This is a genomic window from Mesorhizobium sp. RCAM 06353 (assembly GCF_059683585.1).
On sequence record NZ_JCASIY010000001.1, the window covers coordinates 239883 to 263585 of the forward strand.

The 23703-nt window shown below is 61.3% G+C and carries 23 protein-coding genes and 2 pseudogenes; 13 read left to right on the forward strand and 12 right to left on the reverse strand.

The genetic code is table 11. The features are described 5' to 3' along the window. Positions 1-263 precede the first annotated feature (263 nt). Complete coding sequence (locus AC56QX_RS35910; protein ID WP_497118213.1) at positions 264-416, reverse strand: hypothetical protein; 153 nt, start codon at positions 414-416, stop codon at positions 264-266. Positions 417-944: 528 nt separating this feature from the next. Here AC56QX_RS35910 and AC56QX_RS35915 point away from each other — a divergent pair. Continuing rightward, the gene (locus tag AC56QX_RS35915; RefSeq protein ID WP_497118438.1) at positions 945-1604 is read left to right on the forward strand and encodes a response regulator transcription factor; all 660 of its coding nucleotides are present in this window, start codon (positions 945-947) and stop codon (positions 1602-1604) included. Positions 1605-1848: 244 nt separating this feature from the next. After that, positions 1849-2811, forward strand: coding sequence for an IS5 family transposase (locus AC56QX_RS35920; protein ID WP_497118440.1), 963 nt, complete (start codon positions 1849-1851; stop codon positions 2809-2811). Positions 2812-3006: 195 nt separating this feature from the next. Here the strand turns inward: AC56QX_RS35920 and AC56QX_RS35925 are convergent, their stop codons facing one another. From AC56QX_RS35925 to traC, 5 genes are all read right to left on the reverse strand, one after another. Next, on the reverse strand, positions 3007-3267 hold the full coding sequence (locus AC56QX_RS35925; RefSeq protein ID WP_497118214.1) for a WGR domain-containing protein: 261 nt from the start codon (positions 3265-3267) through the stop codon (positions 3007-3009). Positions 3268-3351: 84 nt separating this feature from the next. Then, on the reverse strand, positions 3352-3738 hold the full coding sequence (locus AC56QX_RS35930; protein WP_497118441.1) for a thermonuclease family protein: 387 nt from the start codon (positions 3736-3738) through the stop codon (positions 3352-3354). A 487-nt stretch (positions 3739-4225) separates the two neighbouring features. After that, a complete protein-coding gene (traG, locus tag AC56QX_RS35935; protein ID WP_497118216.1) occupies positions 4226-6151 on the reverse strand; it encodes a Ti-type conjugative transfer system protein TraG in 1926 nt (641 codons plus the stop codon). Further along, positions 6138-6353, reverse strand: coding sequence for a type IV conjugative transfer system coupling protein TraD (traD, locus tag AC56QX_RS35940; protein ID WP_497118217.1), 216 nt, complete (start codon positions 6351-6353; stop codon positions 6138-6140). The genes traG and traD overlap by 14 nt, the downstream gene beginning before the upstream one ends. A gap of 4 nt (positions 6354-6357) precedes the next feature. After that, positions 6358-6654, reverse strand: coding sequence for a conjugal transfer protein TraC (gene traC / locus AC56QX_RS35945; protein ID WP_497118219.1), 297 nt, complete (start codon positions 6652-6654; stop codon positions 6358-6360). A gap of 246 nt (positions 6655-6900) precedes the next feature. On the opposite strand from traC, the gene traA reads away from it, so the two are divergent. The 5 genes from traA to AC56QX_RS35970 all read left to right on the forward strand — a co-directional run bounded on the left by traA (position 6901) and on the right by AC56QX_RS35970 (position 13017). Continuing rightward, a complete protein-coding gene (traA, locus tag AC56QX_RS35950) occupies positions 6901-10203 on the forward strand; it encodes a Ti-type conjugative transfer relaxase TraA (RefSeq protein WP_497118442.1) in 3303 nt (1100 codons plus the stop codon). Then, entirely contained in the window at positions 10200-10730 is a 531-nt protein-coding gene (gene traF, locus AC56QX_RS35955; protein WP_497118220.1) for a conjugative transfer signal peptidase TraF, read from the forward strand. The genes traA and traF overlap by 4 nt, the downstream gene beginning before the upstream one ends. A 16-nt stretch (positions 10731-10746) precedes the next feature. Next, on the forward strand, positions 10747-11886 hold the full coding sequence (locus AC56QX_RS35960; RefSeq protein WP_497118221.1) for a conjugal transfer protein TraB: 1140 nt from the start codon (positions 10747-10749) through the stop codon (positions 11884-11886). A 13-nt stretch (positions 11887-11899) separates the two neighbouring features. Next, positions 11900-12532, forward strand: a complete 633-nt coding sequence (locus AC56QX_RS35965) for a TraH family protein (protein ID WP_497118223.1) — start codon at positions 11900-11902, stop codon at positions 12530-12532. A 161-nt stretch (positions 12533-12693) separates the two neighbouring features. Further along, positions 12694-13017, forward strand: a complete 324-nt coding sequence (locus AC56QX_RS35970; RefSeq protein ID WP_497118224.1) for a transcriptional repressor TraM — start codon at positions 12694-12696, stop codon at positions 13015-13017. 14 nt (positions 13018-13031) lie between these two features. Here AC56QX_RS35970 and AC56QX_RS35975 read toward each other — a convergent pair whose 3' ends face one another. Together AC56QX_RS35975 and AC56QX_RS35980 are read right to left on the reverse strand one after the other, a co-directional pair. Further along, a complete protein-coding gene (locus AC56QX_RS35975; RefSeq protein WP_497118226.1) occupies positions 13032-13736 on the reverse strand; it encodes an autoinducer binding domain-containing protein in 705 nt (234 codons plus the stop codon). A gap of 493 nt (positions 13737-14229) precedes the next feature. After that, positions 14230-14535 (reverse strand): annotated as a pseudogene (locus AC56QX_RS35980) (transposase); the annotation flags it as partial. A gap of 114 nt (positions 14536-14649) precedes the next feature. Between AC56QX_RS35980 and AC56QX_RS35985 the strand changes: the two are divergent. The 5 genes and pseudogenes from AC56QX_RS35985 to AC56QX_RS36005 all read left to right on the forward strand — a co-directional run bounded on the left by AC56QX_RS35985 (position 14650) and on the right by AC56QX_RS36005 (position 19138). Further along, on the forward strand, positions 14650-16260 hold the full coding sequence (locus tag AC56QX_RS35985; protein WP_497118228.1) for an RcgA family putative transporter: 1611 nt from the start codon (positions 14650-14652) through the stop codon (positions 16258-16260). Further along, positions 16250-17275, forward strand: a complete 1026-nt coding sequence (locus AC56QX_RS35990) for an alpha/beta fold hydrolase (RefSeq protein ID WP_497118230.1) — start codon at positions 16250-16252, stop codon at positions 17273-17275. Before AC56QX_RS35985 ends, AC56QX_RS35990 begins: the two co-directional genes overlap by 11 nt. 79 nt (positions 17276-17354) lie before the next feature. Then, positions 17355-17850 (forward strand): annotated as a pseudogene (locus AC56QX_RS35995) (biotin synthase BioB); the annotation flags it as partial. Positions 17851-18063: 213 nt separating this feature from the next. Then, positions 18064-18717 carry a TauD/TfdA family dioxygenase gene (locus AC56QX_RS36000; protein ID WP_497118232.1) on the forward strand — a complete coding sequence of 218 codons (654 nt, stop codon included), beginning with the start codon at positions 18064-18066 and terminating at the stop codon, positions 18715-18717. Further along, entirely contained in the window at positions 18710-19138 is a 429-nt protein-coding gene (locus AC56QX_RS36005; RefSeq protein WP_497118234.1) for a hypothetical protein, read from the forward strand. Before AC56QX_RS36000 ends, AC56QX_RS36005 begins: the two co-directional genes overlap by 8 nt. An 89-nt stretch (positions 19139-19227) precedes the next feature. On the opposite strand, the gene AC56QX_RS36010 is transcribed toward AC56QX_RS36005, so the two are convergent. Then, positions 19228-20745 carry a transposase gene (locus tag AC56QX_RS36010; protein ID WP_497118236.1) on the reverse strand — a complete coding sequence of 506 codons (1518 nt, stop codon included), beginning with the start codon at positions 20743-20745 and terminating at the stop codon, positions 19228-19230. Between the two features lie 83 nt (positions 20746-20828). On the opposite strand from AC56QX_RS36010, the gene AC56QX_RS36015 reads away from it, so the two are divergent. Beyond that, positions 20829-21392, forward strand: a complete 564-nt coding sequence (locus AC56QX_RS36015) for a hypothetical protein (RefSeq protein WP_497118237.1) — start codon at positions 20829-20831, stop codon at positions 21390-21392. Positions 21393-21492: 100 nt separating this feature from the next. Here the strand turns inward: AC56QX_RS36015 and AC56QX_RS36020 are convergent. From AC56QX_RS36020 to AC56QX_RS36030, 3 genes are all read right to left on the reverse strand, one after another. Then, positions 21493-22253 (reverse strand): IS5 family transposase gene (locus AC56QX_RS36020; RefSeq protein ID WP_497109867.1). Its coding sequence is split into 2 segments (ribosomal slippage): positions 21493-21926 and positions 21926-22253, totalling 762 coding nucleotides; the frame shifts between segments, so codons are not numbered across the junction. A gap of 152 nt (positions 22254-22405) precedes the next feature. Further along, positions 22406-23008 (reverse strand): poly-gamma-glutamate hydrolase family protein, encoded by a 603-nt coding sequence (locus AC56QX_RS36025; protein ID WP_497118239.1) that lies wholly within the window; start codon positions 23006-23008, stop codon positions 22406-22408. Between the two features lie 134 nt (positions 23009-23142). Beyond that, positions 23143-23646, reverse strand: coding sequence for an Lrp/AsnC family transcriptional regulator (locus AC56QX_RS36030; RefSeq protein ID WP_497118241.1), 504 nt, complete (start codon positions 23644-23646; stop codon positions 23143-23145). Positions 23647-23703: the final 57 nt, after the last annotated feature.

Sequence of the window (23703 nt, forward strand, 5' to 3'; positions counted from 1 at the left end):
TGGTCGCATTCCGGAGACGGTTTCCTATCAAGCGACGCGCGCTTGGGCGCGCATACATCTGAGTGGTCATTGGCGCGAACGAGGTTCTCGCTGTGACTGACGCTTCCGAGGGCACTGCCGATATAAAGCGCGAGCTGAGGCGGCATGAGATCAGCAAGCCGTCACGTCCCTCCTTGACCCTTTTGGATGCTCGAAAGGCCTCACTCGTGTAGACAGCCGGTGAGTGCCGTCTAGGGCAGCAAGGGATCACCTTCGATGCTCCCCTACGGGTTTTGGCCCAGATAGCGCGCTTCACGCTTGAAGATCACGCACTCAGGATATGACAGTGCATCCTTCGCATCGCGGGCGAATGAATAAGGCGACATTTCCATGATGAGGGCCGCGGCGGCATTGGCCATCCGGCTCATGCCGATCATACTTCGTCGACGAAGGATAACGCCACAAGGCTTGCCTCGAGGCTACAGTGGACAGGGGGTTCCAGACTCTGGTGGTGGCGCATCGGTTTATCCTTAGCTCCTTCGCCGGCACCACCCACACGTGCCAAGTTTTGCGGTCGAAGTGCGTTTCAACCTCGAGCCCCTTCGACTCGACGGCATCCGACCAGCCGTCTCCCGTCTTAATCGAACGGAGCTGCCTTCGGTCCGCTTCAAGCCTAATCAGTACGGCTTGGCGCGGTTGCCATTCGGCGATTCCCAGGTCGGATTTCCCGCCGGCCAGTGCAGAGCCGACGGTGGTCACATTAATAAAGAGTGCCGAGATCAGGATGTCGTTCATAACTGGCCTTCTACACTAGAATCGATTGTTGCAATGATGCCCCTTCTGACGCCTGTAGCTGACAGCAGCCTGAAAGCCTCTGGACATTTGCGTCACGGGCGTTCAGCGTAGCGTCAGGTTCTGTCAATAAGGCACAACTCTTGCCGTCGAACCGGAGCTCGGCACACATGATGCGAATACTGCTCATTGAAGACGACGAGGACCTTGGCGGTGCTGTACGCGAACATACGATGGCTGATGGCCACGCGGTCGACTGGGCCAAGGACCTGTCCGATGCGCGGGGTTACGCAAATGTGGTCTCCTACCAGCTTGCCCTGCTCGACATTCACCTGCCAGACGGCAACGGCATCGACTACGTGCGGGAGATGAGGAAGCGGCTTGATTGGACACCGGTCATCATCGTGACAGCTCGCGATCAGGTCTCGGACCGCATCGAGGGGCTCAACGCAGGTGCCGCCGACTATTTGGTCAAGCCGTTCGATCTCGGCGAACTTTCTGCGCGCATTCATGCCGTGGCGCGGAGTAATGGGCAGTTCCCGGAGCCGATATATTCTGTCGGGACGCTGTCAATACACTCGGACGAGCGGCAACTCTACCGCGACGGGCAGACGGTCTACCTGACTCCACGCGAATGGACAGTTCTCAACTGCCTTCTGTGCCGGCCCGGCACGGTAGTTACGAAGGCGAAGATCGAGGACGTACTCTTTTTTTCCTTGGGTTCGGAAATTGAGAGCAATACCGTGGAGGTTTATGTTAGCCGGCTCCGCAAGAAGATCGGCGGGGACCGAATAGCGACAGTCCGTGGCTTCGGGTACAGGTTGGTTAAATGACGAACCCGCGCAGCATGACGCGCAGGCTAATACTGGGGCTGGGCGGCGCAACGCTCCTGGTCTGGATTTTCGTCCCCACCATTGCTGCCCTCATGGCAAAGGACTCTATCTACAAACTCTGCGACGACTTTCTGGAGGAATCTGCCGAGGTCACGGCGTCTGTGTACGAGCGTTGGTGCATGGATCCTTTGTCAACGGTTTGGCGATAGGCAGGCAGGATCGAAATCAGCTTGATGCGAGTGCCATGCCGTACAAACACAACGCAGATCGTCGTCATCACGTGGGAAAGATGAAATTCAGGGTGACGAATTGGCGTGACTACGAAGCAGGTCTGCGCCGGCGTGGTAGCCTGACCTTATGGGTAACGCCGGAGGCACTGGCGGGATGGCGCGCTCCGCGACGCAAGACCCGCGGCGGCCAAGCCCGGTATTCCGATCTCGCCATTGAGACAGCGCTGACGCTGGGTTGCGTCTTGGCAATGCGGCTGCGCCAGACCGAGGGATTGCTCCATTCGCTGCTGGATCTCATGGGGCTGAAAGTCCCAGTTCCAGATCATACGACGCTGAGCCGTCGGGCACAGAAGTGGGAGCCATCAGCCCGACGAAACCCGCCGCTGCCGGACGGCCCGCTGCATGTGCTTGTCGATAGCACGGGATTGAAAGTCTACGGCGCCGGGCAATGGCTGGAGCAGAAACATGGCGCCAGATCACGTCGCAACTGGCGCAAGCTGCATCTGGCAGTGGATGCCAAAAGTGGCGCGATCATTGCCCAAAGGCTGACAGATCAGGACACGGATGATCCTTCCCAGGTGGCACCGCTGCTCGACCAGTTCACAGCCGACGGAGCCTATGACGGCAAGCCAACCTATCGGTCTATCCTGCAGCACAGCGCAACCGCGAACATCGTCATTCCACCGCGTTCCACGGCGGTGGAAAGCGGTGATACCGGACCGCCTGGTCAAAGGGACAAGCACATTGCCGCAATCGCAAGCGACGGTCGGCTGAAATGGCAGGCAGCCACCGGCTACGGCAAGCGGGCGCTGAGCGAAACAGCCATCGGACGATACAAGGGGCTGATCGGACGGCGCCTGCGAGCACGCTCTCTTCCGGCTCAACAGACCGAGGTTGCCATCGGTTGCATCGTTCTCAACAGCATGCTGGCATGGGCACGCCCGGAGTCTATCCGGCGTCAAGTCACGCAGGCATAACCCAATACATTAATGATCGAAATGCGTTCGATTTCATATCCGCGCACCAACGCCGTTTTATGTCCGACGACTACGAGATCGTGCACCTCGAAGATGCGGTGCGGCTGAAGGAGTACGGGATCGACATCGACGCGTAGAACACGGCGTTGCCGCCCGGCCCCATCGACGCGGGGGCCGGATCGTTGAAGCTGGCGGTTATGGCGCGTTCCTCACCCGTTCCGCATATCCACGCCTGCGCTTTCGGCGCTCGAGACGCGCGAACACCTCGCCGGCATCCGCGCTCTCGTCAAACGTCTGCATCATCGCCTGGCCATTCGTGCCGATCCGGCCCCAGTTGCGGATCAAGGAAGCGCCGCCGAACAAGGTCGGCTGAACGGACAGCACGTAGAAGCGCCGCATGTTGCGGGCGTCGTCGATATGGCGAAGATGAAGCGGTCCTGGATCGGGTTTCGGCATGGACGGATTCTCGCTTCCTGCGGAAGCGAGGTCCAACGACTTTGGTGAATCGATGAACGCCGACCGATTCACGCTGCTGATGCATCAGTCGCACCAGGGATGCCGCGATCCGTCCCACTGTCGAGCAAGCCCTTCCGAGACAAGTATGTCGCCGATCGAGCGGCCCTGGCGCGTGACGGTGCGGAGCTTGCGTCCATACCGGTCTTCGTCGCGCCAGCCGGCGTTGAGCGAGAAGCGGCCGGCATTGAGCAGGGCGTGCAGCCGGCGCTTTGCGGCTTCGCCGAGCTGCCTCTCGCGCGCGCAACGCGGCGGGCTGAGTTCCGGCGTATCGATATCGGCGATCCTGATCTTTTCGCCCTGATGCCAGAAGGTGTCGCCGTCAACGACGCAATTGGTTCGCGCTCCGGCATCGCAGATCGAGAATGACGCTGACAGCATGTCTGCAGCGGGACCCGTGAACGACGCACGCATGCTGTCGAGGCGGCCCGTCTCCTTCAGATGAAAAGCGCCCAACGCTCCGACGGCGATGACGGCCAAAATTGCGAAGGAACGCAGGAGCGGTGTCGATTGGCGCGCCGACGCACCTCGTCTCGAACTTCCTAACGATGACGACCTTGTGCTGAAGCGCCTCGGCGGGCGGCTTTTGTATTCAGCGACGTTGCTCAAGTCCGGCCCTGTCTCCCGTTCGGTCATGGCGAAACTACCACCTCATGCTTGAGTCCTGTTTGCCAGGATCATTCAAAAGCCACCGATCAGACTCGCTCCGGCACCGCATTAAGCAGGGGGGTTGGGCGAGCCGCCTGCGGCGGACGGCTCCATTCGCTCGCACGGAGCCCGCAAGCGGTCTCCGCCTGTCCGTGACGATCCTCTCGCGGCATGAGACCGTCCGGATCGACCGGCCGCCTCATCACAAGGGGCATCCCCTCGCTCACCCCGCCGGCTGGATGCTAGGTGACGATCATGCCTCGGTCTCCTTCCGGTGGAAGCGGTTCTCGCCGACGCAGGCCTTCATGTCAGCGCGCCGGAACCAGATGGCACGGCCGCAACGCAGCGGTGGATTGCCGGCGGTGAAGACAATCTGCTCGTCGGCCCGCATCTGCATCACCTCATGCGGCAGAATCAGCGGCCGGCGCGTGAGCTGCTTGGAGCGTGTGCGCGACGAGCCCGACATTTGCGATGAGCGGCTGGTCTGGTCGACCTCGACCGTCGTGTCGCCGCAACGCTTCGAGATGTAGTCCGCCGTCTCCGGATCGTTGATCGCGGCGAAGGAGACCCATGATGCGCTCTCGAACCATTTCGAGGTGGCGTCACGGCCGCCATAGGCCTCGCGCATCTGCCCGATCGACTGGTAGAGCAGCGTCATGGTGATGCCGTACTTGCGCCCGGCGTCGCGTGCGGTTTCGAGGACGCGCAGGAAGCCCAGCCTCGCAACTTCGTCCAGCAAGAACAGCGTGCGGCCCTTCACCTCGCCGTTGCGATTATAGATCGCGTTCATCAGCGCGCCGATGATGACGCGGGCGAGACCCGGATGGGTTTCCAGCACTTTCAGGTCGAGCGCGATGAAGATATCGGTCTCGCCGGCCGCGAGTTCGTCCGTTGTGAAGCTCGATCCTGAGACCAATGCAGCATAGTTCGAATAGGAGAGCCAGTGGGTCTCCTTGACGGCATTGGCGTAAACGCCACTGAATGTTTCGGGAGTCATCGCGATGAACGGTGCGACATTCTCCTTCACGAATGCGGATTCCGACTGGTCGTGGATTGCCGTCAGACGCTCCCGCAGCTTCGGTTCCGGCTCGGACAAGTTCGACCGGACCCGCCGAAGCGTCTGGTCCTTTTCTTCCGTATGACCTGACAGGCAGACGTCGGCGATCAGCACCGTGAGGAGCTGAAGCGCCGAGGCGCGGAAGAAGTCGTCGCGCGCCGAGGCCTGGCGCGGATTGTCGGTAATGATCCATGTGGCGACCGCGACAATGTCCTCCTCCTTCGTGCTGCCGAACCGGCCGATCCAGTCGAGCGCGTTGAAGCCGATCGCCGCGTTTCCCGGATCGAGCAGAAAGACATTGCGCCCCGCACGCCGGCGATGGTCGAAGACCATCGGCGCGACCTCGCTCGACGGATCGAGCACGACGAGGCTGCCGCCCCATTTGAGCGCCGTTGGTACGGTGACGGAAGTGGTCTTGAAGCCACCCGAGCCTGCGAAGACGACGCCGTGCGACGAGCCGAACGAGCCATCGAAGCAGAGGAGGGGAGATCGCCCACCGGCCCCCCATGTTTCTCGCGCGTCGGCGCGGAACGATTGCGCCGCCACGCTGTCGCGGCCGAGGCGATAGCGTTCACCGATGACGATCCCGCCGCTATCCGGAAACAACCGCGCCGCCGCCGGCATAGACATCCAGTCGGCCTCGCCATGCACAGCGCGTTTCCCGCGGATGCGTCGAGGCGTAGCCAGCGCGAAAGCGGCGTTTCCGCGCATCGCAACGCGCAGAGCGAAGCCGCCACAGATCATCGCGATCGTCGCCCCGACCATCGTCGCCGGATCGACATAGGAGAGGATCGCTTTGCCGGCCGGCACGTGGTCGACCAGTGCTGACAGCCGCACGGCTTCGCGCGCGACCGCTATCGCGATCACGCCTGCCGCGCCGCCGGCGACGCCCCACCCGGCGGCGCGGATTGCGCTTGCGCCTGCCGAGGCGAAGAGGAAGATCACGCCGATGACGGCTGCTGCCGCATAGGGCAGGGCGATACCGATCCGGCCGAGCATCAGACGCGCCGCATCCGATGTTCCGAACCCTGCGAGCCAGGTCTCTACGCCTGAAATCCCGATGCAGGCGCCGAGCATCAGCGTGGCGGCTGAACCGGCGAGCAGGAGCTTATTCGCTGTCATTGCCGAAGGCTTCCGTGCCGATCGCCGTTAGCCGCGCGCGCTCTGCTTCGTCGTCCCGAATGCGCGAGCCAGCGTCGATCAGAAGGCCGAGCAGCAGCGCGCGCTTCTCGTAACGCAGGCCCGCCTTCACGATCAGGCCGCCGAGCTCGATCTTCTCGCGCGTATCTCTCTTTCTGGCCTCCGAGGATGTCGACCGGCGCATGCGCTCAAACCTCGCTATCGCTGCTCGCAGCCGCGCCAGCCGCGACCATCGCGGCCCCGGCCGCCTCGCCCTTCCTGCCGGCGTTCCCTCTCTTTCCGGATGCCTTTTCGTCGCGATCGCGAAACCGCGCGGCGAGTTCCTCGAACGCCGCCAGCAGCACCGTTTCCTCGATCTCGATCTCCCCGATACCTGCCTTCAGGGCGATGCGTCCGATCCGTTCGGCCTCGCGCGTTTCGGCCTGCCTGAGTTGATCCTGGAGTTTTACGATCTCTTCCCTGATCTTCGACGATGGTTTCTTCATTCCGGTTGGGCCTTTCGCATCTGGTCGTTCTGGAGCTCGTCCAGAATCCCCCGGATGCGCGTCATGGGCGACTAGTAAAAAAGCTAGTCGGCAGAGCCGACGCCGCTTGAGATCATCCCGCCGTTCCGAAGGAATGGATCCAAGGGCGCAGTAATACGTCGCTGACGCGACGTCCTGCTCCCGCCCGCTGGGCTGGTCCTATCCCGACGAACGCGATGTTCGTTCATGTCGGGAGCCGTCGTCACCATGGCGATCACGCACTTCACGCCCCAGCTCATCGGCCGCGGCAATGGCCGCAGCGCCGTGCTGTCCGCTGCGTATCGCCATTGCGCGAAGATGATCTACGAGATGGAGGCGCGCACCGTCGACTATTCCAACAAGCGCAATCTCGCCCATGAGGAGTTTTTGTTACCGCCCGACGCTCCGGACTGGGCGCGCAAGCTGATTGCCGATCGCTCCGTCCCCGGCGCGGTCGAGGCCTTCTGGAACAGGGTCGAGGCATTCGAGAAGCGCGAGGATGCGCAGTTCGCGAAGGAGTTCATCATCGCGCTGCCGGCCGAGCTTACGAAGCAGCAGAACATCGCGCTGATGCGGCAGTTCGTGTTCGAGCAGGTCCTGGCGCGCGGGCAGGTCGCCGACTGGGTCTATCACGACGAACCCAGCAACCCGCATGTGCATCTGATGACCACGCTGCGCCCGCTCACGGAGACCGGGTTCGGCGCCAAGAAGGTCGCCGTGCTTGGCGAGGACGGTCAGCCGCTCCGCACGAAAACCGGCAAGATCCAGTACCGTCTCTGGGCTGGCGAGAAGCAGGAGTTCCTTGAGCAGCGCAACCGCTGGCTCGACCTTCAGAATCAACATCTCGCTCTCGGCGGCCTGGAAGTCCGCGTCGATGGCCGCTCCTACGCCGAGCGCGGCATCGATCTTGTTCCGACCGTCCATATCGGCGTTGGCGCCAAGGCGATACAGCGGAAGGGCGTGCAGCAGGGATGGACGCCCTCACTCGACCGGATCGAGCAGTTCGAGGCGCAGCGAGAGGAAAACGCCCGCAGGATACAGCGCCGTCCCGAGATCGTCCTCGACCTCCTGTCCTCGGAAAAGAGCGTCTTCGACAGCCAAGACATCGCCAAGGTCCTGCATCGCTATGTCGACGATGCCGGAACCTTCCAGCATCTGATGACGCGCATTCTCCAGAGCCCGGACCTGCTGCGGATCGAACGGGAAAGCGTCGATTTCGCAACCGGGGAACGGGTGCGCGCCCGGTACGCGACGCGCGAACTGATCCGCGTCGAAGCGGAAATGGCGAAGCGAGCGATCTGGCTTTCGGAACGCACGAGCCATGGCGTCCGGCAGAAGGCGCAGGAGGCGACTTTTGCCCGTCATCAGCGCTTGTCGCAGGAGCAGCGTGTTGCCATCGAACACGTGGCGGGCGCAGCCCGGATCGCAGCCATCGTCGGGCGCGCCGGCGCCGGCAAGACAACAATGATGAAGGCCGCGCGCGAGGCGTGGGAATCGGCCGGCTATCACGTGGTCGGCGGCGCGCTCGCCGGAAAGGCGGCTGAGGGCCTTGAGAAAGAAGCCGGCATCGCCAGCCGCACGCTGGCGTCGTGGGAACTGCGCTGGAAAGAGGGCCGGGACGCCCTCGATGGAAAGACAGTGTTCGTCCTCGACGAGGCCGGCATGGTCGCCTCGAAACAGATGGCGCTGTTCGTCGAGGCAGCATTGCGGACCGGCGCCAAACTGGTCCTGGTCGGTGATCCGGAGCAGCTCCAGCCGATCGAGGCAGGAGCTGCGTTCCGGGCGATCGTCGAGCGCATTGGCTATGCCGAACTGGAGACCATCTACCGCCAGCGCGAGGACTGGATGCGCAAGGCATCGCTCGATCTCGCGCGCGGCCGCATCGATCAGGCGATCTCCGCCTATCGGGGGCGCGGCAAGGTGATGGGATCGGACCTGAAGGCGCAGGCCGTCGAGAATCTGATCGCCGACTGGAACGGCGATTACGATGCCACGAAGTCGACGCTGATCCTCGCCCATCTGCGGCGCGACGTGCGCCTGCTCAATACAATGGCCCGCGAGAAGCTGGTCCAACGCGGCATCGTCGGAGAGGGCCATGCCTTCCGGACGGAGGACGGCATGCGCCGCTTCGACGCCGGCGACCAGATCGTCTTCCTGAAGAACGACGGCGCCCTCGGCGTGAAGAACGGCATGATCGGCAAGGTCATCGAGGCCGCGCCGAACCGGATTGTCGCCGAGATCGGCGAGGGCGACCAGCGCCATCGTGTTTCCGTTGATCAGCGCTTCTATCGTAACCTCGATCACGGCTACGCCACCACCATCCACAAGTCTCAAGGGTCGACCGTCGACCGAGTGAAGGTGCTGGCGTCCCTATCTCTGGATCGTCACTTGACCTATGTCGCGCTGACGCGTCACCGCGAGGATATGGCGCTCTACTACGGGCGCCGTTCGTTCGGCATGAACGGCGGCCTCGTGAATATCCTGTCGCGGCGCAACGCCAAGGAAACGACGCTCGACTATGAACGAGGCACGCTCTACCGCCAGGCCCTGCGCTTCGCCGAGAACCGCGGCATGCACATCGCCCGCGTCGCCCGCACGCTGGTCCGAGATCGAGTGGACTGGACGCTCCGGCAGAAGCAGCGCCTCGCAGACCTGGGGCTGCGCCTGAGGGGATTGGGCGAGCGGCTCGGCCTTCTCGACACACGTCAAACCCAAACGCTGAAGGAGTCCGCGCCGATGGTGAAGGGCGTCACCCAGTTCCCGTATTCGGTCCAGGATACGGTCGAGGAAAAGCTGCTTGCCGATCCGGCCGTGAAGAAGCAGTGGGAGGAGGTCTCGACCCGCTTCCGCTTCGTCTTCGCCGATCCCGAGACGGCCTTCCGGGCGATGAACTTCGATGCGGCCCTCACCGATCCGTCGACGGCGAGAATTACCCTCGAGCGCCTGGTCAATGAACCGGCGACCATCGGTCCGCTCAAGGGAAGGGTCGGGCTTCTGGCGAACAAAGTCGATCGCGAGGACAGGCGTATCGCACAGGTCAATGCGCCAGCGCTGAAGCGCGACATCGAGCGCTATCTGCGGCTGCGCCAGACGGCTGTGCAGAAGATCGAGGCCGACGAACAGACGCTCCGCCGCCGCGTCTCGATCGACATACCCGCATTGTCGCCTGCGGCTATCCAGGTGCTGGAGCGCGTGCGCGATGCGATCGATCGTAACGACCTCCCTGCTGCGCTCGGCTACGCGCTTGCCGACAGGATGGCGAAGGCCGAGATCGACGGCTTCAACAAGGCGATCACGGAGCGGCTCGGCGAGCGGACGCTGCTCACCAATGCGGCGCGCGAACCATCCGGCAAGCTGTTCAACAGGGCGGCGGATGGCCTGGCGCCAGGCGAGCGCCAGAAGCTCGCGGAAGCCTGGCCGGTCATGCGCGCAGCCCAGCAGATCGCCGCGTATGAACGCACGGTGGAGACCCTGAAGCAGACGGAGAATCTTCGCCTGTCGCCGCGCCAGACCCCGGTCCTCAAGCAGTGAGCCGTCGTTGCGCCATCACCCTGATCGCCATCGCGGCAATGACCGTCACCACGCTGATCGGCATGGGTTGGCTTGGTGGTATCCGGCTTAATCTGACGCCGAGCTACCCGCTCGGTCTTTGGCGCATCGAGGCGCTCGATCGCGCGGCCGCTGTCGGCGATCTCGTCTTCATTTGCCCTCCGGACTCACCGCCATTCAGGTCGGCCCGCGAGCGCGGCTATCTCCGGCGCGGCCTCTGCCCGGGCTGGCTAAGCCCGCTCATCAAGACAGTCGCGGCGATCGAAGGGCAGCGTGTCGACATCGGCGCCGGCGTCGCGATCGACGGCCGGCTGCTCGCGCATTCGCGGCTGCATGCCGCCGACGCAAAGGGCAGGGCTCTGGCTCCCTTCGCTGGCGGGATCGTTCCGCCGGCGCACCTCTTTCTTCACTCCGATTTTGCGGGTTCCTATGACTCACGATATTTCGGGCCGATCCCCGGAACCGGCCTCCTCGGTCGCGCCCGCCCGGTCCTCACCTTCGATCCCTGACACTGTGCGTGCTGTCATGCTGACGGCGGCTGCCTCGCTCGTTGGCGCTGTCGCCTGGAGCGGCGATCCGCTGACCCTGCCGCTCGCCTTCGCATTCCCGGCACTATGGGCGCTATCGCCGTCCCGGATCGTCGCGGCCCTGGTATCGGGAGGTTATTTCCTCGCAGCCTCGCGCGGACTGCCGCAGGGCGTCGCCAATTACTATGCCTCCGATCTCTGGCCAGGCCTGCTGCTCTGGTTCGGCGCGTCGCTGGCCTTCGTCGCCGTGCATACGGTTCTATGGACGAGCCGGCCGGGAGGGAAGAGGGCGGCGCGGTATGGGCTGGCTGTACTCCTGATGGCGGTGCCGCCATTCGGGATCGTCGGATGGGCGCATCCGCTGACGGCCGCCGGCGTGCTGTTTCCGGGATGGGGATGGTTCGGCCTGGCAGCCGCCGCAGCCGGTCTTCTCGCCATGACGACGAGATGGTGGCCGACAGCGGCAATAGCCCTGGGAGGATTTTGGCTCTGGTCCGCCACATCATGGACGGAACCATCCCTGCCGGACGGCTGGAACGGCGTCGACCTGGAACTCGGCCAAAGCCTCGGCCGCGATGTCAGGCTGGAACAACACCATGACCTGATCGCCACGGTGCGGCGAGCGGCCGGCGAGGGCGCCAGTATCGTCGTGCTGCCCGAAAGCGCTCTTGGCTTCTGGACCCCAACCGTCGAGCGGCCATGGCGCGACGAGTTGCGCGGCGTCGACATCACCGTGATCGCCGGCTCCGCGATCGTCGACGCGCAAGGCTACGACAATGTCATGCTCGCGATCTCCGCCGTGCGCGCCGGTGCTCTGTATCGGGAACGTATGCCGGTCCCGGTCTCCATGTGGCAGCCATGGCTGGCATGGACCGGGCAAGGCGGGGGCGCGCGGGCGCATTTTTTTGCAAACCCGGTCGTCGAGCTCAACGGCCGGCGTGTAGCACCTCTGATCTGCTACGAGCAGCTCATCCTCTGGCCCGTCCTTCAGTCAATGCTGCACTCCCCCGAGATACTCATAGCCACGGGCAATGGCTGGTGGACGGCCGGCACCTCGATCGTCGCCATCCAGAACGCCAGCACCGCGGCTTGGGCCAGGTTGTTCGACCTGCGTCTCGTCACCGCCTTCAACACCTGAACCGTGGGCTGCCATGATCGATGCTGCCCTCATTCAGCAATGCGCCGATCCCCGCCTCAAGCCGGCGATCGTCGAGAAGTTCATCGCCGAGGCCGGCTCGAGCGATCCGCTGGCCGTCACGGTTCGCGTCGGCGATCGTGTCGTGCTTGTGCCGACGCCACGCAGGACGGATGAGGCGATGACGCTCATTCGCCAGCATCTCGGCAAGGCCGTCGTGCGGGTCGGCGTCACGCAATATCCGGCCGGGTTAGGCGTCGCCGACGTCGCGGAACTAGAGCCCGACCTTCTCGACGCCTGCGCCAACATCCGCATGGGCACGAGACTGTTCGGCAAGGTCTATCGCATCGTCACGAAATGGTACGGCAACGCGGTGGACGAGGCGTTCGACGATGCCATCTATGCCTGGAAGACGGGATATTTTGAAGGTCGGGCCGTGTTCAGCGAACCGGATCCCGGCGAGATGAGTCTTGCCGAACCGAAGCAGGCGCCGCCCGAACCATCAGAAGAGACAAAACCATCGGAAGAGAATGCCTCTGAAGGGGCGGTAGCAGGCGGGGTCCCCACGCAGCGCGACACCCAACCCGGTGATCCCAACAAGGCGGGGATACGCATCGATCTTTCGGGGATAGGCGGCCCATATCCCTAAACTTTCTCCCCGGCTGTCGTTCGCGGGTGTGGGTGGAAACCCGAACGGCTTTTCAAAGGTCACAGGGACCGTGTAGACACGGTTTTCTAACCCCCGGCTTGGGTTCAAAGGATGTCTGTCGGCGGGGGCGTACCGCGGACGCCTTTTTGTAGAAGATTACGATGCCAGATGATGAAAAAGGCTATGTGCAGCCAGAGCATAAACTCGTCCTGAGACCGGTCGTAGGCCTGACTGAGAACCTTCCAACGTCAGATCTCGAACAGATCACCATCCAGGCGATCAAGACTCACCGGCGACTTCGTGACCTTGCAGATGCACGTCAAGACGAGTGGCATGCGATAGAGGCTGGTGATCCCTCCGCCAAAGCGGCACGATCGGCCCATATCGCCTATGTTACGGCGATGATCGACATGCACGCCCAGCAGACTGTGCTGTCGACCCTGCTCGATGTCCTCGGCTACATTCCGCCCGTGCCCGGGGACTGAGCTCCGCCGTCTGGTCAGATCAGCTTGAGTTTGGTGGCTAGTGCGGTCGCATGGGGCAGCGTTCCGACGTCGAGCGCCTTGCGTGCATTGTTTAGATGGAACGTCACTGTCGCGAAAGAGATGTTCTCGATCGCCGCGATATCCTTCATCGTCTTGCCCTCTGCCGACCATTTCAGGCAAAGTGCCTGCTTGGCTTTAAGGTCGACATGAAAGCTTGCCGTCGGCTCCACGTCCTGCTGTTCAAGTGCCGCATGAAGCTGCGAAACCGCAGTGACTGCGGCGATCTGGTCGATGTCCTTTTCAAGCGACAGGGACGGCTTGTAAGACGCGACCGTCAGCATCGACATATGTCCGAACGCCGTGCGGATGGGGATAGTGACACCCGATCGGATGCCGAAATCGCCGGCTTCCCGATAGAAGCGCCGAACCAGCTTGTCCATTGACTGACGAAGGCTCTCGGCCGTCCAGGCGAACGCCTGCATCCGTGCTTGGGCCATCGATACGACGGGGTCGACGTTGGTGTATTTCTGGGCGAGGTATCGAGCCAGCCATTCCGGTGGATAATTCGACACGGCGTATGTTCTGACGGGATGTAGGTTGACATAGGCGTAGCAGTCAAAACCAAGCTCCTGCACCAGTTCGGCCAGCCCTTCATTCAGCATCTGCTCCGTTCGTGCCACGGACGAGATGTCGGTCAGCTTCTGGAAGAACGTATTCAATGGATAGCCTCTCCTATGTAACTGTCTCCGCCCCGGTTCCGCCCGATTGTTTGGCCGTACGATCACTTCGCCAGTTCGGCGACCCTGTTCATGGCAGAAGCGAACCCTTCGAGCGACACAGTGAACACCGCCTGGTCGTCTGCATTGGGGTTCGTACTGTGATAACGAGGCTCTCACTCCTCTTCATCGCGTCCGTAGCAGCCGAAGGGTATCAGCAGAGTGCCATGGGTCTGCAGTCCCTCCCCTTCTCTGCATCTCTCGCGGGCGCGACCGGCCGATGGTGTGGATGATGCGGTCCTTCTGCTCGGCGAAGGGATGCTCAACACGGGCGCTGGTTCTGGAGCGTGTCCGGTTGCCGTGCTCGGTATTCTTCGGCATCGGCCTGCCTCTTGGCTTCGAGATGCAGGCGGCTGATGAAGCTTGGTCTATTCGACCGATACGCCGTCGGCCCACACTTCGGAGCCGGTGTTGGTGCTGGCCAGCAACCCGCGTCGACCCTGTCGCCGGCATCCAGAAGACCAAGGAACCGGCCGAAGGTGCGTCGGTCCATGATCTGAAACTCGGCCTGCTCATCCGACAGCCCGTAAAGTGCCTGTAACACCAGGATCTTGAACATCATCACCGCATCGTCAGGTGGGCGCCCGCCCTGCGCCCGATCCGGGCGGTTCGGTGCCTTGGCCAGCGGTTTGCGAAACATCTCCCACGCAACAACCTTGTTCAGCCTCTCCAGCGGGTCGCTGGCAGCGCTCAGCCGCGCATAGCGTTCATCGACATCCCACAAACCCGCCTGTCCCTTCATTCGATCCTCTCCGGTGCCGGCCAAAATCGAGTTGATAAAAACGTTGATCAAGGACGAGGGCACGATAGGATACGAAGACGAGCGAAACGAAACGAAGCCAGAGTCTGTAAGTCATTGTTTCAGAATGGAAAGTTATTTCTCCCTCCACCGGGAGACGGAAGTGATTTCAAAGAATTATTCAAACGATTAGCCGCAGCGGGTGCGGGGCGGCCATTCGGCAAGGATGGATTTCCTGCTGGCCCGTGGACGCCCGAGCTTCTTGCAGAGGCGATTTCACAGATTGATTCCAACCGGATTGGGGTTGATCTGCGAACGGTGCAGCTTTGGTTTCAAGAGAATGAGAAGGGAATTAGCACTGCCAACATTCGTTGGCTGGCGAGAATTTTTGGGTGCGATGATCCGGTAACAACCAGCGAATGGCAGATGGAGCTCAGTGCGGCGCAATCGCGGTTATCGACCAAGAGGCGAGAATGGAAGAGAGCCGGAAGCAGCGTTGCACAGGAGATTCCAGATACGGCACTGACTGCGACCTTCGATGACGGGACAGACTCCCCGGCAGAGCTAACAGGGCATGCTGCCGCCAAGGTGCCGAGTCGACGTTTTAGTTTGGCGAGGAAATCGGAGGCGTTCTTTAGTCACGGATCTCCCCTGAATTTACCGGCGTCGGTGTTTGCAGGTGTCACCGCTCTTGGGTTTTCGTCGTATATTACGGGGATTCACAGCGTGACATATGGCCGGGCGGATGGCGTCGTCAAGCAGGTTGGGTTTCTTTGGTCAGCGAATTGGACATCCGTCTTCATGTTGTTTTTGCCACTGTTTTTTGCCTTCGTGACCGAGCTGGTGACCTTTTGGAAAGTTGAGGGGCGCTTAAAGCTTACAGCGCAGGGCGATCGGGTGGAAAGCGACGAAGCCTGGGCGCGCGACGTCGAATCCTCTTCGTATTCATATTGGGCGGTTTTTTTGATTTGTGTGCTGTTCGCCGGTCTTTTTCAGTGGATCGGCGTGTCATTGATCCCGTTGATGAAAGGTGGTGGCAACTATGCGACGGATTGGGGCTCGTTAGCGATTGTGCGCCCTGAGGTCATATCGGTGCCAGAAGCGGTCGTATTCACCGGGCTCGCTTACCTATACATGTGCCTGTGCTTTTATCTGTTCTTCGTAGGTCTCATTTTGCTCTATACGGTGATCCATGATCTTTGGAGAATTGGAGAAGCAGCGAGTAATCGGCCGGAGATGGATTATCAACACGAGCTCAATGAAGCCAGCCTCAGGGTTATGAGTGGGATTTTTCGGTGTACTGTTTTGGGGATTCTGATCGCCATAGTCATGAAGGTCCAGAGTGCTTACCTGACATCGCGTGGAGAGAATGTTGTGGCTTGGTTGGTCGGCGATATGTCTTCCGCCTTCTATGGGCGCAATGATGTGAGCGCCGGGATCAGCTATCGTAGGCCGACCCACTACAGTAGCCTTCTTATCGCTATTTCGACCTGTGTTGTATTTCTGTACGGCTCCATCCGTTTAGGTGTCGAACGTCGGTTTTGTATGCCTTTGTGGAGGATGTCAGCGATCGTCGCGTTACTCGTGGCCGGCTACTTGCTGATCGATGCATTTGCTGGCTTTTCGATCCTTCTGGGCGTTGGAGTGCTGTTCGCAATCTACGGCCTGTTTGATCCAGGATTGGGGCGAGGGCAAGCGAGTAAGTTAGGAAATCAGAGTGTATCATAGTTGGCTCGATCGTTGGGATGAGCGGCGGGCGCGCCGCGGTGAGGAAGGGAAGAAATCATCGGATTTCGCCCTTGACGCGGAACGCGCCTTTCCAGGTGCGAAGAAGATAACAAGTATCGAGAAATTCTGTGCCCTTGCGGACCAAGCCGTGGCTGATCCAGCCTTTTTCGATGCCCCGAATGTGAGTGATCAGGGGTTTGAAAGGCTAAATGGGTGGCTCAAATTTCCATCGGACATTTCTACTGATATCGAACAGAACAATGTCGTCTCGGCGAAAATTACAGAAAGCGGGTCGTTCGATCAGGCGATGGTGATTTTTCACCATTGGAATGCAAGCTCTCGGAATCGTCAGATTGCCAACTTTTTCTCGCAGCGTGGCACCACGGTTGTCGAGATTGCTATGCCTTATCACTTCGAACGCAGCCGTCCCGGCTCCGTGCACGCCGATTATATGCTTAGCCCTAATCTCGGTCGAACGATCCAATCTGTAAGGCAGGCGGTATGGGATGGGCGAAAACTCATACGTTGGCTGAAGAGCGAAGGCTATCGAGAGATTTCGGTTCTCGGTATGAGCTTAGGCTCCTGGGTTGCGGGCATGGTCGCGGCGCACGACTCGGCTGTGTCAAAAGCCTCGCTGTTTCTGACGGCGGGGAGTCTAGCGGATATGGTTTGGACGGGTCGCGCGACACGATTGATACGTGATAGCCTTGAGCCTGAGATTGAGCTGACCGATCTCAGAAGGGCCTGGGGTCCACTTAACTTGGAGAATTACGCACATAGTTTGGCACGGCCTGATCTCGATCTTCACGTTGTGTTGGCTAGGAGAGACAAAGTGGTGTTGCCAGAGCTATCGGAGAGGTTCATGCAGAGGCTGAAGGACGCCGGAGCTAGGCCAAATATATTGGAATTAAACTGTGGTCACTATTCGCTCGCCATGCCGCCTTACATTTTGGTGGCCGGTTTGAGCTTGAAGCGGTTTCTGTCGTGCGCTGACAAGCCGGCCCGGCGAGCATGAGTTTGGCGTTGGCCGTCAACTTACGCGGTTCCTCCACCACTCAAAGACGGGATCGAACCACGCCCGAAAGGCGTCAAACCCCGAATTTTACGGTCGGATCATCACCACCCGCACCTATACCGATCGGCTGGACACGCTAGCGACGGTGAGATCCTTTGGTATCGACCTGTGTTGCGGCGGTATCATCGGCATGGGCGAGACGACCCGCGACCGGGCCTCGATGCTGCAACGTCCTCGCGGGAATGGACCCACATCCGGAAAGCGTGCCGATCAATGCGCTCGTGCCGGTCGAAGGCACCCCGCTGGCGAAGCGCCCACGTATCGATCCACTGGAACTTGTTCGGATGGTGGCGACGGCTCGTCTGATCATGCCGGTCTCGACCGTGCGACTTTCGGCCGGCCGCTCCAACCTCAATCGAGAGGCGCAAATCCTGTGTCTGGTCGCCGGGGCAAACTCGGTCATCTACGGCGATACGCTGCTGACCACGCCCAACGCCGGCATTGGCGAAGATGCCGAACTCTTCGCCGCGATTGGTGAGCCGGAACGCGCTGGCGTCGCCGCTTCGGCAGCGTGAGCAACAAAGGAGCGGCAATCGCGGCAGCCATTGAACTGGGGTCGTTTGCGGAACAACCGCTGTCCGATAGCACCCCCACTAAAGCAAGCGTCTCCATCCGACACCCTCCAGAAGTTTGTACCTGTAATCCGGCGTGGTAATCTCGTCGCCTGATATATTGAGGAGACGACCCTGTCCGAGACCGCCCAATTCGCGAGTGAGGCAGCAATCCCAATGTCTGCGCTGGCCGACGAGTTGGGCGCGGTGGGCTGGGCAACGACGTCGGTGTTCAGCGACGAGAATACAGTGATGCGTTCCGTCGTAGCCATTGGGGACCAATTGGGTAAACGCGTGCACGGCCGCGGATCATCGAAAATCGAGTTAATTGTCCCCACTCCGCATGAGTTGGCGCATCAACGATCACTCAGCGCACGTCATGGATTGGGGGTACTTCCTCTGCACGTGGAACTGAGCCATCGAATGCGTCCATGCCGCTACGTAGTGCTCGGATGCTTGGATCCCGGCATTCCGTCAGTGGCAACTACCTTGCTCGATCGTCACACGGTCGACTTTTCCTCTAATGAACTCGCGCTGCTAAGGAGCGCCGCCGTGCTCGTCCGTTCGGGGCGCCGTTCTTTCTATTCTTCCATCCTGCCCCCAGGCGAAGAGTTCCTCAGGTTCGACGCGGGCTGTATGGAAGCTGTTGACGACCGGGGACGCACCGCGATCAGAATGCTTGAGGAACGATTGACACAATCATCACCCGTCAAGCACCACTGGCGGACTGGGGACATCCTCGTGTTAGACAATTGGCGCGCACTGCACGGTCGCGCGCAGACGGGAGTTGCCGTCGGGCGACGGCTTTTGAGGATCATGATCGATGGCTGAGGACGTATTCATCGCGATCAGCAGCGAGGCTCTGCATGCCAAGTCCAAAGTCTACATGGGGCGGGCGATGGCGCGGAAGGCCGCGGGTGACCTAGACGAGTACCAGCTTTGGGCGTCACTCGCACTCGAGCTGCTCGGGAAGGCAGCGCTTTCGCGCCAGCATCCCAGTCTCGTCGTAGATCCTCTCCATTCTCCATCTCTCTTCGTTGCTGCGGGCATCAACATCACGACCGATGTAAAGACGGTCACGGCAAAGACGCTCTTCGAGCGCCTCACACACCTAGTGCCACGCTTCGACAAAATCGTGCAGAAGTTCTGCATGGACATCGCCGAGCGCCGGAACGCCGAGCTCCACTCCGCGGACCTCCCGTTTAAGACCATGCGGCTGGAGGCATGGGAGGCGCGTGCGGCGCGACAATGAAGCTGCGAGCGCGTATTGCCTCACCCTGGAATGCTGCCGAACGATCTTTCCGTTGCCTCACCATAATGTTCCCCTGGGCTAGGATTCGATCAATGCGCGATCGGCTCGATTGCCGGCTCCACGTGCATTGGGCCGAACACCATCGCGTGAGCCTTTTCCTTCCGCCAGATCTTCAAGCGGCGCTGCAGCGTGCGCAGAAGTGGATCAGGATATTGCCCCGGCTGCTCCGCCTGCAGACGCACCAGTAATTCGCGGCTCGTCCGCCAGGGCTCTTCGTCGAACCACGCGCGCAACTGGCCTGTGACCTTCACGAGCGGATCCGGTCGGCGACGCCCTCGCTTTTGCCTCGACCTGGCTCTTGCTGTTGGGCGGACTTCCCCCTCCTTCCAGGCCGTCCGCAGACCCGACAGGAACTGGTCCAGCGCCGGATCGCTCACCACCAGCGCCGGCGTGCAGGATTCATCGGCAATGTCGACGAGGCGCTGCTGCGCCGATCGCATCTCCTGCAGCAGCTTTACCGGGTCCAGCCTCGCCTGTGTTTGCGCAAGCCTGGTACGAACCGGTTCAGGCGTGCGTGGATCTGCCAGCAGTCGCTGGCACGGTGTTGCCGCAGGGTGATAGCGCTTGCGCACGCGGGCGCCGTCCCGTTCCTTTCCGGCCAGCTTGAAGGAGGGTTGGAAGAAGTTCACGAACAGCCGAACCGTCGAATAGAGCTGTGCAAGGGCAGCAGCGGCTTCAAGTCCCTCCAGCCGACGATACCCGACAATGCGTCGCACCACGGCGCCGTTCTTCTGTTCGACGAAGGCCTGGTCATTTTTGCGGTAAGGACGGCAACGGGTGAACTCGATGCCGGCATTCAGACAGTAGTCGCGTATCGTCTCGTTCAGGAACACGCTGTCATTGTCCGTGTCGAATCCGAGAAGCCGAAATGGCAGGAGCCGCCGTAATACCGTCAGCACCTCGCTCAACAGCTTCTGTTCACGCACCAGCAAGGGCGCGCATTCCGTCCACCCGCTCGCGATGTCGGTAAGACAAAGCGTTTGTATGAAGCTTCCCCGCGTCGTCGGTCCACTGTGCGCCACCAGGTCGGCCTCGACGAATCCAGGCGGAGGATCCTGCCAATCGGAGAAGGTCCGGATCGGAATGCTGCGCCGCAGCGCGGTGGACGCTGTACTGCGACGGCGTCTCGGCCCACCAGCGATGTCTCGAACCTCGCGAAGGGCGCGGTCGATCGTGGCCGCGCTCATCGCCAATAGCCGTGTGCGGATCTCGGCGGTTAGGTGCAGATGCCCGTGACGCTCCATCGCCTCCACCAGAATTGGAATCAGCATCTTCAGACGCTTGCCGCAGATGCGATCCGAAGCTTCCCAGAGCACGATCAGCGCTTCGCGCACGGCGTCGTCATAAAGCCGGCGCTCCGGTCGCGGGCCCGAACGCTGCGCCTGTGGTCCATTCCGCAGCAACCGCATGGCATGCTTGCGGTGAACGCCGCTTATCGCCGCGAATTCATCGAGAATGCGCGACTTCTCTGCCCGATCGCCTCGGGCGTAGCGCTCCGCTACCACCTTCACCAGCTCATCCCGCGTCGCCATGCTTATCCGCCTCATCTGATTTGCTCCCGCCCCAAAACTGCGGGGAGCAAATCAGATGACGCAACGGCCCAACATCCGGGAGCAGTTCAGGCGATGCAATGCGGCTTCTCATCAGAATTGTCGCGCCACAGGCGCGCTACTGGCATGCCTGCGACACCATTCTGCGGCACATGGTATCGTCGCTGGAGGACTGGATCGGCGCAGCCGATGCAGCGGCACCGCGCCAATTGCTCGATGAGGCGGCGGCAGCCGTAGAGGCTGCTGTGAAGCTGCGCGTTCATGCGGCCCAGGCTGCCTTCTTGGATCGGAGAAAGGCGGAAAGGGAACGGCTGCAGGCCGAATCCGAGCTGCGCGAACCAGAACAGCAGGTCGCGCTCTTTCCAAATCGCTATGACGAAATCTGGATCCAAGCCTGCCCCGCCTGTGCTTGCCGCGCCTTCATGACGGGCGAGCAGACCGGCGAGGACATCACCAAGGAACCGGACGAGTACGGCATCTGGGAGATCGTCGATCGAGAGTTCGTCGGCGAAGAGTTCAGATGCCCGACGTGCGAGCTTGCCCTCACTGGCAGCGACGAACTGGATGCCGCCGGGATCGACTACATTCACCAGCATCAGCAGGAACGTGAGATGGAATACGAGCCCGACTATGGGAACGACTGAAAAGGGACGAGGCATCCGTCTCGGTTATTGGCGACACTCAACATCGACAATTGGCGCATTGCTGCGAGCCAAAAGGGTCTAGGCTGTAGTGACAATTTAATCATTTGAGCCAGAGCATGATGGCTGCGAGCTTGACGAAGCCGAGGAAGTTGGCGGCGATTTTGTCGTAGCGCGTTGCGATGCGCCGCCACTGCTTGAGCTTTGCAAAGAAGGCCTCGATGCCCCAGCGGTTTTTGTAGGCGATCTTGTCATAGCTGTGTTGGTATCTGCGATGGCGCCGCGGCGGGATGACCGGTTCACCGCCTTGGTCGAGGATCACATCATGCAGTCGATCGGCATCATAAGCGCGGTCGGCGATCACTTGGCCTGCTGCAATCCCCTCGATCAGACCGCAGGCCGCTGCCATGTCGTTTTGCTGGCCGGGGCCGATCTCGAAGCGGACCGGTAGGCCGAGCGCATCTACGACGGCATGGAGCTTGGTGCCGAACCCACCACGCGAGCGGCCGAGAGCCTGGGCTTCAGATCCCCCCTTTTACGCCGGGCTCCAGCAGCCTGGGCCTGAGCGCGGATAACGGTCGCGTCGATCATCAGCCATTCCATATCTGGATGCCTGCTGATGGCTTCGAACAGCCGGTCGAACACGCCCGCTTCGATCCAGCGGTAGTAACGTCGCTTTGCCCTCTGATACGGGCCGAACCGCTCCGGCAGGTCGCGCCAGCGCGCGCCTGACCGAGCGATCCATAAAAGCGCATCGAAGAAGCGCCGACCATCGCTACGCGGACCCCGCTTGCCCTTGCGCCCACCCGGCACAAAAGGCTTGATCTGCTCCCACTGATCGTCGCGTAGAACCTCACCTTCCAAAGCCGACCTCCAAAAGTCAGCCTTGAATCTGATTTGCCTCGCGATGGGAATCCCAAGTCGTTAATTTGTCACTACAGCCTAGCACTTCGACGGCGCCGCGCCGCAACTCCCATTCCATGCGGTTTGCATCGCAGCCGAAGGCAGTCTTTCGTTCAGGTAGCTGGCAAAGACAGCAACGCGTTTCGAACAGCTTCGCAGAAGTCCCGCAGCAATTTCGCTTCGCTAGTCAGTCGGCGGCGCATTGATCGTGGAAGTTCGAGTTGAGTTCCCTCGCCGGAGAGCGTTCGGTTGCAGATGTTCGCTCGGTCGGAGCCGGGAAGCCTCTTGTTGAGATCGGCGTCAAAACCGGGGTCGCGCAGGGAAGCGCCGATGGCATCGCGTAGGTTGGTGGCGCGGCCGCCCAACCAGACTGCCTCTTTCCCCTCGTCCTTCCGCCCATGGATCGCGACTGCGGTGCGGGATCTTCCGACAAGGTCGATGGCCTTTGGTTCGTCGAAGCGGTGAGAGGTTATATGGAAATCGGCGTGGGGGCCGCTTTTCAGCGCTTCAAAGGCGTAGAAGGACAGGTCGGTTCCGGCGATTGCCTCGGCGACTTCCGACGTGCCCGGCTCGATCCATCCGCCGTGCGGCGCCAAGATCACGAGCGGCGTGCCGCGGTCCTCGACGCGGATGCGATAGTTGATCCCAACCCGCTCATTGGCAGCAAGATCGGCGAAGGTGCGGTATCTATCGGCCATCTGGTCCTCTTCCTTCATGCAGGTGACGGCATCAATCGGTTACGTTCTGCTAGACTAGCGTCGCCACCTAAATGGCGGCTTTTCCAGTTACGCTGCCCGGAAGCGGTCGGGCAGCAATCCACCTAATCTCAGCCGGCTAATTTTCGCTAAACTTAGGAATTGCGCGACACAACAAAATTCATTGCGGCCGGCGAAACGTTAAAGGACGGAGCGATCTTCGTCGTTTCCTTATAGGTCTCGACAGCGAACAGCGTCGTGTAGCGGACCACGTCCGGATCACTGTCGAAGAGGCGGTCGCAGAGCGCCTGATATTCTTCCATGTCGCCGAAATGCCCGATCAGCACCGCGTCCAGATCGCCAGCGACACCGAACGCCTGGGTGATCGCCGGTTCCTCTGAAACGCGTGACGCAAAGGACGACCGCACGTCCCTGGTGTGGTTGCGCGTCGTGACAGTGACGACGGCACGAATGCCGCGCCCGAGTTTGGCCGGGTCGGCGAGATAGACGCAGGCTTTCAGGACACCCATTCGCCGCAGCTCCGCGACCCGGCGCAGGCAGGTGGAAGGCGTTGAGCCGACCGCCTCCGCCAGCTCCGCCTTGGTGAGCGTACCGTCTGCCTGAAGCGCGGCCACGATCCGCAGGTCCAGCCTATCCATATGCAGCGCCTCCCGTGGTCTGAATCGCCAAGATTTCGGATATTTTGGCCACCTTAT